Here is a 12,577-nt window from a genome sequence, read left to right on the forward strand (position 1 = left end):
TTACGACAAAATCGCTTGGTAGTTAAAGTACGACAAAGTCCCTTGGTGTTAACAAACTTAATGTGTAAAAATCTGAATCTGATCTGACATAAACGAAATCAAATTCAAACTTATGCTAGCAATATTTAAAAAAATGAATAGCCGCTATGTGCCACTTTGCGACATTCGAGGATTTCAATATATGGCCGCAGTAAAACCTAAAGCAGTCTCTCAACGCTTTGTTTACCAGAAAATGCGAGCGCCGCGAGTAATTTGTTAGGGTGTTGTTCATGTACGCCCAGGACACAGCGGTATTTTGGAATATTTTTTGCCTTGATATAGCCACATAGCCCACTGGCGAATTGCACCACCATTCCTTGCTTTGGACGCGTCAGTCCAGGCTAATTCATGTTTGTCAGCGATAAACTCACCGATTTCTTTCCCTGTCAATTGATCGTCGGACTCGAGTAATTTCACGACCTGTAAAAGAATCTCTTCGGCATTTGCGCTTATCCAAAGAGCTTCTCTATTTTCAGAAAATTTACGAAGTTTATCTTCTGCTACGAAGTACTTATCATCCTTCAAATAAATAAGCTCAAAGCGCTTTAAAATTGCGAGAGCATTTCGATAACCTTTTGGCTTATTCTCACCTTTACCTATGCTCTCTTGCCCGACAAGCCAATCTAGTGTTTCTAATGCTAGCGCGGGAGAGGCAGGCGCTGTAAATACATTGCTTTTTCGGAGCTTTACATTTTCGGTGATAACTCCACCTTGGTCCCTATAAATCCAACCATTTCCAGATGATTCAATAAATCCACACAACTCCAACCATCTACAAAGTCGAATTGTATATGCATGCCATGTTTTCTCGGCATATTTATTACCAGGATAAAGCTGTTTTAAAATATCTATTAGACTGTGAACAGTTATGGCTACGTGTGATGAAGTATCCTTAATCGAATATGTGAATGCATGCTTAGAAAATTTTTCCCGTATTACTTTAAGAATATCTATTTCATTACATGTGACAACGTCATCATTTAATGAATAAAGACCGCTTTCCCTAGTAGCCAAACCAAACATAATCATATCCGTGCCAACATTCTGAATAGTGCCCTCAGAGAGCTGCGTCCTTAAAACCAGTTCCTGCACTGATAATTTGGTAGCATGCTCAAGATGCTTGACGACCTTGTAAATGGAAGAAAAATCCGTAGAGGGGAGATATCTTAATGGGATTACAGGAACAGAACCCGTTAATACGTACTCCCGGAAAATATCCCAATAGACATTTAATCTATCGCCACTGCGTATGACTAATCGTCTATCAATTAAAGATTTTAGTGTTTCCGGTCCGGATAATTCTATAACCTCAAACCAGTCCACTGGTGCTCGCTGCGCCACCAACCTAAGGCAACTTGATTCAGCAGCGCTCAGAGACTCCATGTCTTCTTTAAATAAGCTTGCCACGTCAAGCTTATTTTCCAACAAATCATCTTGGTTGACGCCGCTATCTATCTTTTCATACAAATGAATACATAGCTTTTTTAGCAGCCACGGGTAGCCTTGGCTACTCGCAACTAGGTTATGACGTAGATCGTGATGCAGTTTTTGGTCAATTTCTTTTTCGAAAATATTAATAATGGCATTTGATTCATGGTCAGAAAATGGAGCTAACTTCCTTGTGATCCTATAGTCGGATAACTGGTGCCAGAAGAAGTACGCTGGATGTTCACTGTGCGTGGTACTGTCTGTTTTCCACGCAAAGCCTAAGCAAAGGTTTAGCTTTATTGCCGCCGCATTTAAAAGCAACGACTTAGCTCTTTCGAAAACTTCGTACAGTTCTGGCTTTGAGTACAATTCTTCAAATTGATCAAAAACTAATGCAATTAACTGATTTTTAGCTTCAAGCGATTCTAAATAGGTCTTGATGGTTTCCGAATTTAGTGGACTTCCGACATCTGAAAGAATTAGTTCGATATCCTGCTTCCCAAAGCCGTCTTTTTGAGCATTTCTCAGAGCCTGCAATAGTGAAGAGTAAATGTACTCAGGGCCCGCAGCTGCTCGTATATCGACTGGGAACACATAGTATTTATTCTTGTTTTGGTAGTTTTCAGCTTTGCTTTTTATCTTTGCAATCAGTGAGCTCTTTCCCATCCCAGAATTTCCGGTTATCGCAAATATTCTGGTATTTGTGTTCTTCTCTTTAACCTTCTTGAAGAAATCAAATATATAGTTTATCTCCTTAAGTCGCCCAACGAAATCCTCGGGCCTCGCAGGCCGATAATCACTCCAAGCATCACCAGTTTGAACCTGGACAACACTAACGGTTTTATTAGAATCTATCTCCGTTATTTTTGTTTTATGACTTCTAGGTAGTTTGAAATTTAGATTATTTAAAGAGGTGTCAGTATCTGCCAGTTTACTTAATAAGTCAGCATCTTCAACTAGCTCATTATTATTGGCATAGTAACAAATAACTCCTGAAGGAATACCACCTGTCAAAGTCGCAGCTGCCCAAAAGGTTCCATAGATTGTTATTAATAAAACCCACTCACCAATCAAGTTTTCACTACCCATGTATCCAGCCGCAAGATCTTCAGGCTGTTTTTTTATAACACCAGAACTGACAAGAGATTCGATAACTTTATCTGGTTCGTAAAAGCTTAGTTTGATTGCTTGGTCCTTCGGTTTATCTTTCCATTCTTTGGCGAAGCCTTTAGCTTCCTTGCCGAACTCTCCTGTACTGATTAGCCAGGCCTCAGAATAATCTTTAAAAACAAGAGTCCCTGCCAGATTTTTTAATATATTTGCGTCGATATTTTTATCGCGATAGGCTTTGCATTCAACGTATATTTCTTTTCTGCTGATTTTGTGCCTACATAACAAGTCAAGCTCCACTGCGGTAAATCTTATCTCCTTTAGGACCTCATATGATTGTGCCGAAAGCAATTTTTCAGCTAGTGACTCAAGGAGGTCACCTCTTTCTTTTGTAGAGGATGACTTGTTTAAAGCAACTTCAATTTTCATTAAATCTATCCATATCTAATTGTGAAAATCGACGAAAGTGATGTTGATAAATACGACATTCCGCCAAAAACTAGGAAACGACTATATGTTCCATGATAACCAGAATCTAGGCAATAAAGTCAGGAACTTTAGCGGGTTTCTTACAAGCTATCTTGTATTAGTCTGTAATACGAAACATAGCAGCCAATCACATCCACATACAATCAGGCGGCTTAGGGTCGAGATTTGCCCGTTCAAAATCGGTAGCAACCACAATTTATCTGGCCGCTACCTTTTTAAGCTCTAAATTTCTGTCTGCTCTGAAATCTCCAGGGCGTCGTCAACTTTGATGCCGAAATACCTGACTGTGCTTTCGAGTTTAGTATGACCCCGTTATTCTTAGGCAATTCTGGGCCTATTCGGCCAATTCAAGGCGGCTATTGCATTAACAGCAGGCGTTATAGGTTTCGGTGAACCACGCCCCTAACTACGCCTGTTTTATGTCGGGATTAGCCGCCACCCACTGCATGAAGATCTGATAGCCCAGTGTCAGCAAGGTCGCTCCAACGAACATGCCTAGAATACCGCTGGTTGCCATTCCACCCAGAGCACCCAGCAGTATCACGGGCATTGGAGCATCGACTCCGCGACCCAGCATCAGCGGTTTCAGGATGTTGTCAGACAAGCCGCCGATGAACAGTAGAATCGTATAGCTGATAGCTGCCACGGTAGTATAGTCCCCACTGGACCAGATATAGCCAATTACTGGTAAGGTAACAATGATGGCCGGAACCTGCGCGATGCCCAGAACCAGCGCAATCAGGGACAACCCTCCTGCCAAAGGAACACCGGCGATGATCAATAATAGTCCAATAATAATGGCCTGGATCGAAGCGACCCCGAGGATCCCTAGGGCGACTGCGCGAATGGTGGATGTAGAGAGTGTTATAAGTTCTCCGCCTCGCGCGGTGCCGACAATGCGATCGAAAATAGCTCGCATATTCTGGGCGCCGGCCTCACCGAAGGCCATCATGATTCCAGCGATGATGAAGGAGAACAGGAACATAGCGAGACTACCTCCTATGCTGGCAACCATTGCCAAGGCCTTTTTCGACAGCTCACCGATTTTCGGTTGCATGCTCTGCACAAAAGACGGCAGATCAGCATGGACTTTTGACCAAACACCGTACACCTTCTTGCCAACAACCGGCCACTCCGCCACCGCCTGAGATGGCGAGGGAATCTGCAAAGTGTTATCCCTGATGCCATTGATCAAATGATCAACGGAATCGCCTAGCGAGTTGACCAGCACGGTAGTGGGCACCACGATCAGCAATATGCCTGCCAACACTATCACCGTAGCCGCACGTCCCTGCTTAGCTCCCATCTTGTTTGCCAGCTTTTGATGGGGCGGATATAGGGTTACCGCCAAAATCAGAGCCCACACCATCAGGGAAAGAAAGGGGGAAAAAATCTCGTAGCACAGTATGACCATGGCGAGAATTAATCCGGCTCGGATGAAAACATCCATCAGCCGGTCGGACAAGCGCTTTTCTAGGTCGGCATCAAAGTTGGACGGCACATTCATGTTTTCATTCCTTTATCTGGTACTGTCAAGTTGTCGGCAAAGTAGAGCAAGGGCTCTTACGATGGACACGCTTCATCGTCAATTGACGGGATAAATGCTCTCAGGCAACACTATGGGCACACGTTAGCTCCAAATGCCCGACGACGAGCGCCGCGATAGTCGGCGGCTATCTCGTAACGATGGCGAGCTCGGAAAAGGTTGCTGACGTGGACATGAACCGATAAGAACTTTTGGGGGTTCTGTTGCGTTAGCAGAGAGAGCGTCGTTTTCGGTAAGCTATTGCGCTCACCCAACACCGCGTAAATTACTCTCATAATTAATTTTAAAGGACACCGATATAAAAAAGCCGTCATCCTGATCTTTATCCGCTGGTACTTGGCTTACCCGCTGAGCTACCGAAACCTGAAGGAAATGATGGCTGAACGGGGTGTGCCAATTGATCATTTCAACATTTACCGCTGGGTCCGAAAATTCACGCCGAAGCTGGAAGCCGCATTAACCAAAATCTACCCGCTGCAGGACAGTTTTATTCATTGGCTGCCTAAAACCAGTTTGGAATAGCCAAGTTGCGATTGACGGAAATTAACGCAACAGAACCCATGTTTCTTGTCTAATCGCGGCATTATTAGCCTAGTCCAGTTATATTTTATTCATTTCGTTCAAGATCAAAACCAAGTGGACTGTCTGTCTGCTTGATCGTTTGCCGACGAGTCTGTGTATTTTTTATCTTCAGATAATGTCGTCGCCAGTGTTGCGTATCGTTTTGAGCACTTTTTCCTAGCTGATGCGAGGGCTGTGGCGAGGCCACTATCTCAGGCTGTAACAGCTTGCTATTCAACTCAAAATCCATTTTGATACGATGTGCAACCAATTCAGCTGCTTTTTGGTTTTTGAAGGGGCCTGCGATCACCTGATAAGAGCCGTCTTTTTCAACTTTTCGCGCCGGGATTGGCGGACCTTGATGATTGAGCATCGCCGCCAGTTGCTGCGCCTCCCCCTCGCTGTCGAAGTCGGCGACTAAAATCGCCCAGTCGCTGCCGGTCAATTTTGGGACCTTCGGTGCCCCGTAGAAATGCTTGGGATGCTCCAATTCCGGCGCGTTCGCGGCGAGCTCCGGTAAATCCGGGCTGGCCGTCAGTATCGGAGCGGGAATGCCGTCGGCGCTTTGCAGGATGCGGTCGACTTTTTCCCAATCGATCGCTACGTTTCGCTTGGCGCTGATTTGCTTCAGATCATTGATCAATTTCTTTTTCAGCTTGGACTTTTGCTTGGCCCATTTCTCAAGCGGCTCATGGGCTTCCAGGTATAGCATGTCCCCTTTCCATGCCGTCATATAAGGCTGATGTATGATCCGCACCGGCATCCCGACCGGCTTTTTTTTGAACAGCACTTCGATGTCTTCGGGGTAAAGACGCACACAACCGTGGCTGACTTGCATGCCGACGCCATAAGGCTTGTTGGTGCCATGGATCAGGTAGCGTTTAAAACCTAACTGTAGCGCATGTTTGCCGAGGGGGTTGTCGGGACCAGAGGGCACTGCTTGGGGCAGCGGATCGCCTTTTGCCGCGTGTTCCCGGCGAATGGACTCCGGGACCATCCATGTCGGGTTGGCGGTTTTTGCGATGATAGTGGTTTGCCCTAATGGGGTATTCCAGTTTTGACGGCCAATACCGATTGGATAGGTAAACAAGGTGTCCGATTGTTTCGGAGGGTAATAAAACATCCGCATGCTCGCCAGATTGAGCACGATGCCTTTACGCGGCGCATCGGGCAGGATGAACTGCAACGGCAGCAGCACACGTGCGCCTGCTTTAGGTGTCCAAGGGAGGATAGTGGGGTTGGCAATGGTGATCTCGTTATAGCCCAAGCCGAAATGCCGGGCAATGTCGGGCAAGGTGTCACCATCGCGCGCATTGATCATGGCAAGACTGCCAACGATGTTGTGGTCTTTGCCGAGAGCGAATTTGCGGGTGGCGATGTCGGCAAGTTTCGGCTGGCGGTCGGAAAGTTTCGGTTGGCGCTCGTCTGCCGCGTCCGGCAAGGAGATTATGGGAGGCGGTGAAAAGTCTATATAAGCGGGCTCAAGCTGGCATCCGCCGAGCAAGCCGGCGGCCAGCAGCACGAAAGGCAAGACTATTCCCGTATGTGACAGGCCGACCGATGTTTTTTCCAATGTCTTCACTTCGCCGCGGTTGCTTTTCAAGATGAAGTCAGCATGGAGCAATACAGAAGTAATAACACCATTCTGTAACGCCCCGCAGGTTATTCGTTATTGAGGCATCAAAGGAAGTGTAGAACCAATTTTCACGTCACTAGTAGCTTGCAAAATGTTTTCTATTTGCACAAAACGTGCAGCAACGGTTTTTGATGTGGCTTTTGCGATTTTGCCATAATATTTTTCAAGCAGTGCCGTGCGTTTTTTGCGGAAATCAAACATTCGTTTGACCAGTTTGTCTGCTTCTGCACCCTTAATGTTGTCAATCTTAGCCGCATAATCTTTGATGACTGCCAGACGCTTGTCATTTAACTGTTTCAATTCAGTGTCATAACGATCGTATTGACCCAGAAACTTTTCTTCTTGTTCTGGGGGCAGTTTCATCGCTTTCTTGATGAAGTCCAATTTCTCCATACGCAGACTGAAACGGAACATATCGAGTGCCTTTCCTTCATCAGCCGCAACTGCGGTTTCGGCTGCTTCTTTCACAGCTTTGTCGTGACCTTCGACGGGGGTAGTTGTTTCTGCTTGTGTAATATTTATCGCAGGAAGACTAACGGCGGCAATAGCGCAAATAAAGGCTAGGTATTTATATTTCATTGGCTACTCCTAAATTTTAATAGTAAATTGAGGATATGTTTATTCAGCGTTGAATATTTGCCAGTAAATCACATCGAATGTGACCGCGTAAATTAACCTGAGTTCGTATATGGGCTCCTCCCGTTTTGACAGATTAGTGTTTTAGTTGGATAGTTACACCCAGGGGAAGAGAAAACTTTAAATCCTGTTGACTGCCGGTCAATACGATTATTACGCCACGATCATTCTTTAACACAATAGCCTCTGCGCCCCTTCCAACTTTAACGCTGGCTTTTACGCCGTGATAAATACCATTAAAGTCATTCACACTCTTGAGGTTATAGACGGCTCCGTCAACTGCAAGGCTTGATACACCGGCATCAGCGATACTAAGCCCTTTTATATCGTATTCGTAATCCCGTCCTTGAAAACTTAGGGTACCAGTCCCCGCAGCAACAGGCCCTGCGGACATATGAACAACACCGTCCATTTTCCTGCCGGCAACCGTTGGTTCGCGGTTGCCTTCCACGATGACATGCTGGGGGAAAACCAGCACCGGAAGTAACGAGCTGGTCAATGTAATAATTGCATCGGCAACCGTATCCATCGTCTGGGCTCGCACCTCAACCAGATTTTCTTTCCTGATGATCTCCACTGGCTGAGTCGTCCAAACCGGAATCATTCCATAGAAAAGATACCAATTCTTGTACTCCTTTTTAAACTCGGCCGGTTCTTCTCGGGACAAAATGCGCACCTCGCGGCCTGGAGGCGCGTCCAGTTTCGTCTGGAAACAACCTGATAGAAGCGCCAAGCTGAGAATCAATTGGATGAAGCGAAATAGATGCATAGTCTTATATCACATTCCCATCGTTTCATTATTTCCCAACGGTATCGCCTTGTGGCTCAACCTGTTGAGCATTACCTTCCGGTCCTGGATTGCCTTCGACGATCAGTGTCCGCCGGATGAAGCCGAACGGACTTGTGAAGGTACTGATGATGCCGTCGGCCACGGTGTTGAGCATAAGGATGCGGGCCTCATTGAGATGTTTGTCATGGATAATCGTTGCCGCGTGCGTTTCTGGCTCAGAAAAGGGCTCGTTCCCCCAGTACTTGAACCAGACAACCTGCTCCACTTTCACTTGTGCAGGCTTTTTCTCCGCCATTAAATTGATGTTGCTCCCGCGAGGGGCATCGAGATAAATTTCGCCACAGCCAGCCTGGACAACTGCCATCATGGCGAGCAGGAATAGGCGTTTCATGCATGACCTGATATCTCTATGGCTTCTTTCCTCATTGAACAGCTTGTCGGTCGAAGAAGCCGAAGGCTGAGATTGGGGGTTGCCCTCTTTCCTGGCCTCGTTCATGTGCTGCCATTTATCCAGCATATAGTTAAAGCTCACGCGACGAATATCGATACATTGCCACAACATCGCGGCTTGCTTGCTGTTAACTCTTAATCTAGCTCTATGTCCTTTTAATCTTGTCATTTGTTTAGAGAACTCCATTAAGATCGCCGCTATTTTTTTGTGGAAACAGTGGACACCACGTAGCGCTTGTTGAGTCTAGTAATAAAAATACGCCGCTTTTACTGAAGATCCTTTCTTCTTCTAGAAGTTCAATGTGAACTTCGTTAGTGCCCAATCAGCTCAAAAGCTACGGCGCGGCCAAGAAGCAGATTCTCAAGAGTATCGAGCACCAGCAAAGTCGGTATTTAGATAACCGGGTCGAGAACTCATATCAGCCAGCACGGCAATGTAAGCGACAGATGCAGCGGTTCAATTCGCCAGGCTCAACATTTCCTCTCCGCGGCCGACTATCGAGTCCATCGCACCCAAGCCTTCGAGGTGTGGGCCGAGGTTACCGGTAATCGCACAGCGGCATGTGGAAAGCTATATCCCGATCTCGGGCTTTCGATGACTGCCTGAAGTTAACATAACAATGCCCCGGAAAGCTGTTACCCGGATTTGAACTGAGCCCAGGAGGAAACTGTCTACCAAACCGTGAGCCACCCGGAAGCCAACCGCCGGACCGTGATAATGGCAAGCGATATCGCGCCCGCCTTGACAACCTCACGTTTTCGGTAATCTAAAACCCCTATGACTATCCGAAAGCCCTATGACTATCCCCACCGATCCCCACTTACTCTATCAAGACTGGCTCCTGACTGAAACCCAATTCATTCCTGACCAGCTTAACTACAAGGAAACCGTCTTCACCATCGGCAACGGTTACCTGGGCACGCGCGGCAGTCTGGAAGAAGGTTATCCCGGTTCCAACTCCGCCACCTTGATTAATGGCGTTTACGATGATGTCCCCATTTTCTTTACGGAACTCGCCAACTGTCCTAACTGGCTGCCTTTGACGATTGCTGTAGAAGGCGAAGAATTTCGCCTCGACCGGGGAGAACTTGTCAGCTACCAGCGCCAGCTCGATCTCAAGCAGGGACTTCTCAGCCGCAAGCTTCGCTGGCGCAGCCCCAAGGGCAAAACCCTCGACATCGCTTGTGAACGATTCGCCAGCCAGGCGGACCAGCACGTACTGGCCTTGCGCTGTCAAATTACCCCCGTCGATTGCGAGGGGGATTTCAAAGTGTATGCAGGCATTGACGGTACCCCGGAAAATGACGGTTTCAACCACTGGGTGATCCTCGACCAAGGTCATGATGCAGGAGGCGATGGCAGTCCCAGCGCCTGGCTGCAAGTCCGCACCCGCAAATCTCGCATTGAACTGGGGATGGCTGCCAAATTGACCCTGGCTGGGGCAGAAGGAAAGATACAGGATGTCAGCGTTGCGGAAGCACCCACCCTAGCGGCCGCCTTTCACGCTGCCGCCGGCCAGACCGTCACCCTAGAGAAGACCATCACCGTCTTGACCTCCCGGGAAGTTCCCAATCCTCTGGCAACAGCCAGGGAGAAATTAGCCGCTCTTCCCCCTTATGCCGAACTGCTGGCGGCGCAAGAACGGGCTTGGGCAGAGATCTGGCAGAAAAGCGACATTGAAATTGAAGGCAACAGCCAGTCTCAACTGTTGCTGCGCTACAATCTCTTTCAACTCTTAATTGCTGCTCCCCGCCACGACGATCGCGTGAGCATTCCCGCCAAAACCCTCTCCGGCTTGGGCTATCGCGGCCATATCTTTTGGGATACGGACTTTTTCACCTTCCCCTTCTTCATCCACACCCAGCCGGAAATTGCCCGCAACCTGCTCAGCTACCGCTACCACACCCTGGAAGGGGCGCGGCGCAAGGCCGCCCACTATGGCTATCGGGGAGCCATGTATGCCTGGGAAAGTGCCGCCACTGGCGATGATGTAACTCCCCGCTGGGGCATTGCCGAACATCCTTATGGCGAAGACGTTTCCATCAGGTGCAGCACCCGGGAAATCCACATCAGTTCCGTCGTGGCGCACGCGATTTGGTGGTACTGGTACAGCACCGAGGATGACGCGTGGATGCGGGACTGCGGCGCGGAGATCGTCCTCGATACCGCCCTCTTCTGGAGCAGCCGGGTCGAGTATGATGTCAAGCGCGAATGCTGGTCAATTCTGGGAGTCATCGGTCCAGACGAATATCACGACGATGTCAACAACAGTGCCTTTACCAACCGACTGGTGCAGTGGCATTTAGAGAAGGCGCTGCAAATCTACGACTGGCTCGGGCAGACCTTCCCAGAGAAGGCAGTACAGCTGACAGAGAAGTTGCAATTAACCGCCAAGCGCCGCCGTCGCTGGCAAGACATTGTCGAGCACATCTGGTTTCCCTACGACCCGGAAACCGGACTGATCGAACAGTTCGATGGCTTCTTCAAATTACAAGACATCGACCTCTCCCAATACGAGCCTCGGACCTCTTCCATGCAAGCCATCCTGGGCATTGAAGGGGCGAACCAACGGCAAGTGCTAAAGCAGCCGGATGTATTGATGCTCCTCTACATAATGGGACTATCCCCGGAAACCGACTACGGCGCTGAAGTACTCAAGAAAAATTGGGACTATTACGGTCCCCGCACCGACCTGACCTACGGTTCTTCCCTCGGTCCCGCGATTCACGGACTGGTAGCAGCCGACGTCGGCGAAGAGGAAAAATCGTATCAATACGTTCGACTGGCTGCCCTCGTCGATTTGGAAGACAACCGGGGCAACGCCGCCCACGGCATTCACGCTGCCTCTTGCGGCAACATCTGGCAGGCGGTCATCTTCGGCGTCGCCGGCGTGAAATTTAGCGACAGCGGCCCTACTGCCAAGCCCCAACTGCCCCCCACTTGGAAACGCCTCAAATTCAAGCTCCACTGGCGTGGTCAATGGCACGACTTCGACCTCCAGCCGGCGGTTGGCAGGGCTAAACCGGAAATTCGCGGCTTTGTCTTCGACCTCGACGGCGTAATCACCGATACTGCCGAATACCACTACCAGGCCTGGCAGAAACTGGCAGATGAGGAAGGACTGCCTTTCGATCGCCAACAGAATGAGGCCCTGCGGGGGCTGTCGCGCCGAGCATCCCTGTTGGGGATTGTGGGCGATCGCCAATACAGCGAAGCCCAAATTCAAGAGATGATGGAACGCAAAAATCGCTACTACCTGGAGCTTATCCAGAACATCAGTCCGACCGATCTACTGCCGGGAGCGATGGCATTTATCGAAGAATTGCGGGCAGCGGGACTGAAGATTGCCCTCGGCTCGGGCAGTAAAAATGCCCGAACTATCATCGACAGTCTGGGAATCTCCAACCTCTTCGATGCTATTGCCGATGGCTATAGCGTACAGCGATCCAAACCCGCTCCCGACTTATTCCTCTATGCCTCCCAGCTACTGGGACTGAACGCAGCCCAATGCGTCGTGGTCGAAGATTCCGCCGCCGGTATTGAAGCTGCCCGGGCAGGAGGGATGTATTCCCTCGGATTGGGGCCGGCGGAAAGAGTGGGGGCGGCTGACGCGGTCTTGTCCGGCCTGGAAGGAGCCCATTGGGCACCTCTAAAAACGGCATTGACACGCTAACTTCAGGCGGGCATCGGAGAAGCCAAAAATCGGAAGAATGGTTTCTCGTCAGGCAGCAATGGGTGCACCGGCAATGTCACATTAATCCCATGGCACAGCGAAGCGGGCGGCGTTGCGGCACACTGAGGGAATGAGATACGAACCCAATGCCGTTAAGTTAAGACTTGTTCCGTTCGCCCTGCTCCTTCGACTACGCTCAGGACTAAAGGCTTTGTCGA

General features: G+C 48.8%; 7 protein-coding genes and 1 pseudogene. 2 read left to right on the forward strand and 6 right to left on the reverse strand.

Features of this window, described 5'->3' with window-relative positions; all coding sequences use genetic code 11:
• Positions 1–267: 267 nt before the first annotated feature.
• Both IT781_RS20290 and IT781_RS20295 read right to left on the reverse strand, forming a co-directional pair.
• Positions 268–3,006: a restriction endonuclease gene (locus tag IT781_RS20290; protein WP_194971991.1), complete on the reverse strand. Its 2,739-nt coding sequence runs from the start codon at positions 3,004–3,006 to the stop codon at positions 268–270.
• 466 nt (positions 3,007–3,472) lie between these two features.
• Entirely contained in the window at positions 3,473–4,573 is a 1,101-nt protein-coding gene (locus IT781_RS20295) for an AI-2E family transporter (protein ID WP_194971992.1), read from the reverse strand.
• Between the two features lie 312 nt (positions 4,574–4,885).
• On the opposite strand from IT781_RS20295, the pseudogene IT781_RS22935 reads away from it, so the two are divergent.
• Positions 4,886–5,062, forward strand: a pseudogene (locus IT781_RS22935) (IS6 family transposase); the annotation flags it as partial.
• A 157-nt stretch (positions 5,063–5,219) separates the two neighbouring features.
• On the opposite strand, the gene IT781_RS20300 reads toward IT781_RS22935, so the two are convergent.
• The 4 genes from IT781_RS20300 to IT781_RS20315 form a co-directional block, all read right to left on the reverse strand.
• A complete protein-coding gene (locus IT781_RS20300) occupies positions 5,220–6,776 on the reverse strand; it encodes a L,D-transpeptidase family protein (RefSeq protein WP_228779315.1) in 1,557 nt (518 codons plus the stop codon).
• Positions 6,777–6,842: 66 nt separating this feature from the next.
• Positions 6,843–7,388 (reverse strand): hypothetical protein, encoded by a 546-nt coding sequence (locus tag IT781_RS20305; protein ID WP_194971993.1) that lies wholly within the window; start codon positions 7,386–7,388, stop codon positions 6,843–6,845.
• 133 nt (positions 7,389–7,521) lie between these two features.
• Complete coding sequence (locus IT781_RS20310; protein WP_194971994.1) at positions 7,522–8,214, reverse strand: hypothetical protein; 693 nt, start codon at positions 8,212–8,214, stop codon at positions 7,522–7,524.
• A 28-nt stretch (positions 8,215–8,242) separates the two neighbouring features.
• The gene (locus IT781_RS20315) at positions 8,243–8,854 is read right to left on the reverse strand and encodes a helix-turn-helix domain-containing protein (protein WP_194971995.1); all 612 of its coding nucleotides are present in this window, start codon (positions 8,852–8,854) and stop codon (positions 8,243–8,245) included.
• Between the two features lie 628 nt (positions 8,855–9,482).
• Here IT781_RS20315 and pgmB point away from each other — a divergent pair.
• The gene (gene pgmB, locus IT781_RS20320; protein WP_194971996.1) at positions 9,483–12,359 is read left to right on the forward strand and encodes a beta-phosphoglucomutase; all 2,877 of its coding nucleotides are present in this window, start codon (positions 9,483–9,485) and stop codon (positions 12,357–12,359) included.
• The last annotated feature ends 218 nt before the right edge of the window (positions 12,360–12,577 follow it).

The sequence above is a fragment of the Methylobacter sp. BlB1 genome, assembly GCF_015476545.1.
Lineage (GTDB): Bacteria > Pseudomonadota > Gammaproteobacteria > Methylococcales > Methylomonadaceae > Methylobacter.

Excerpts from the sequence above, each read along its gene's own strand:
- IT781_RS20290 (WP_194971991.1), bottom strand. The coding sequence starts at position 3,006 with ATGAAAATTGAAGTTGCTTTAAACAAGTCATCCTCTACAAAAGAAAGA.
- IT781_RS20295 (WP_194971992.1), bottom strand. The coding sequence starts at position 4,573 with ATGAATGTGCCGTCCAACTTTGATGCCGACCTAGAAAAGCGCTTGTCC.
- IT781_RS20305 (WP_194971993.1), bottom strand. The coding sequence starts at position 7,388 with ATGAAATATAAATACCTAGCCTTTATTTGCGCTATTGCCGCCGTTAGT.
- IT781_RS20310 (WP_194971994.1), bottom strand. The coding sequence starts at position 8,214 with ATGCATCTATTTCGCTTCATCCAATTGATTCTCAGCTTGGCGCTTCTA.
- IT781_RS20315 (WP_194971995.1), bottom strand. The coding sequence starts at position 8,854 with ATGACAAGATTAAAAGGACATAGAGCTAGATTAAGAGTTAACAGCAAG.
- pgmB (WP_194971996.1), top strand. The coding sequence starts at position 9,483 with ATGACTATCCCCACCGATCCCCACTTACTCTATCAAGACTGGCTCCTG.